The organism is Propionivibrio sp. (assembly GCF_049316945.1).
In the GTDB taxonomy this organism is placed as follows: Bacteria; Pseudomonadota; Gammaproteobacteria; order Burkholderiales; family Rhodocyclaceae; genus Propionivibrio.
In genome coordinates this window covers 1-1,824 of sequence record NZ_JBMOJE010000363.1, presented here as the reverse complement: position 1 = coordinate 1,824, position 1,824 = coordinate 1, and the positions used below count along the sequence as shown (strand labels likewise).

2 protein-coding genes are annotated in these 1,824 nt (G+C 54.2%); both read left to right on the top strand.

What is annotated here, in order from left to right:
- The first annotated feature begins 366 nt into the window (after positions 1–366).
- On the top strand, positions 367–1,374 hold the full coding sequence (locus tag ACOYNV_RS28180) for a hypothetical protein (RefSeq protein ID WP_422903137.1): 1,008 nt from the start codon (positions 367–369) through the stop codon (positions 1,372–1,374).
- On the top strand, positions 1,371–1,824 hold a 454-nt coding region (locus tag ACOYNV_RS28175), incomplete at its 3' end, for a hypothetical protein (protein WP_422903136.1). The genes ACOYNV_RS28180 and ACOYNV_RS28175, both read left to right, overlap by 4 nt.

The window sequence follows — 1,824 nt, the reverse complement described above, 5'->3', positions numbered from 1 at the left end:
CAATTTGTGCACTGCGTCAAGTGAGCCTCGCGTCAATCACGGAATCCGGATATCCCAAATATTGGTACTCACCAACGTTAATGGGGTCTTCGTCCATCATGCCAGACCCGGCTTGTGTGATAGCCCATTGCCAAACTTCAGCTCAGCGATATCCCTAGCATTCCGGGTGAGCTGCTTGCGAAATTCCAGGCCAGCTTCTATTCATATCCAGTGGATTCGGTGTTCAAGGCCATCGGTGTCAAAATGCCTTTGAACTTAATCCAGCCAGACTTCTCCGCGACAGTTATTTGGCAAGAAACTCTTGATTAACGCCATATTTGGTGTTTAACTCCGTTCATGTTAAGTGACATATACGGCGTTATATAAATGAAACCTGATTTCTGTGAGGCGCTACAGACCTACCTGAGCGAGACCTTGGGCATCGCGCGACCGGTATTGTCGGTGTGGTCAGGTGTTCCTTCGCTGCCACGCTATTTGGTGGAGGCCTATTCTTTTCATGAGATGAATCTTTTTGGAACCGCATGCCTGCTCATGGTGGCGAAGCAGGAGACACCGAGCGGAGCTGAACTGCAAAAGCAGATGCGTTTGGTTGAACGTTTGGCGGACACGCCGGTGATCTATGGGCAACACGAGATGACTGCGCGGCAGCGGCAGCGACTGGTCGAGTTGTTTCTGCCATTCGTTGTGCCTGGGCGTCAGCTATTTTTGCCACCACTGGGATTGGATTTGCGTGAGCAATATGTAGCCGAGGCACGACGCCATGCACCTGCAGTTGGGCCTGCTGCCCAAGCGGTATTGCTGGCAGGTTTGCTGGGGCGCTGGGAATGCGGTACTCACGCTTCGGCGATAGCGCGACAGTTAGGGTACAGCGCTATGACCTTGTCCCGCGCACGGCGCGAATTGCTGGATCGGGGCTTTGTGAATTTGCACGGGGAGGGGCGCGTCGCCCAGTGGTCGTTGAGCGGGACGCGGGTGGATGTGTGGCAGGCGGCATTGCCTATGATGCGTTCCCCAGTGCTGCGACGTATGTGGGGCCGGTTGCCAGAAGATGAGGTTGTCAGCCTGCCGGTGGCAGGACTGTATGCGTTGGCTGTTTATTCAATGCTGAGTGAGCCGGCGGTACCCGTGTATGCGTTGGGAGAGTTGGCATGGCAGGCGGTGACAGGCCGCCATCCCGAAATCCGTCTGGAGGATGAAAAGTTCGAGGGGGCGGTAGGACTGGAGTTGTGGTCTTACGATCCGCGCATCTTGATTGACCAGACTGCACGCTATGTAGATCGCTACTCACTGTTTTTAACTTTGCAGGATGAAGCCGAGGTGGATGAGCGTGTAGCTATGGCCCTGGGCGAGATGATGAAAGCGATTGAGGAATGAGCGCACCACGTGGCTTGGATGTGTTTCGGAAATACTTTGCTGATTTTTCTGATCAGTACGTCTTGATCGGCGGTACAGCGAGTTTTCTGGCGATGGAGGCGGCAGGACTTGAAGCAAGGTTAACCAAGGATCTCGACATCGTTCTGTTGGCTGAAGCACTGACCCCGGAGTTCGGACGCATGTTCTGGAGCTTCGTTGATGCGGGCGGCTATCAGGAGCAGCAGGAGGCGGCTGTACCTCGCAAGTTTTATCGTTTCAGCAAACCACACGATTTAGCCTTCCCGGCCATGCTGGAACTCTTTTCACGCCTTCCCGATGGTTTGCTTTATACCCCGCCGCGGATTTTGACGCCGATCCCATTCGATGAATCGGTTGCCAGTCTCTCGGCCATCCTGCTGGATGATGCTTACCACGCTTTGTTACATCAAGAGATTGTGAAGTTTAAGGGGC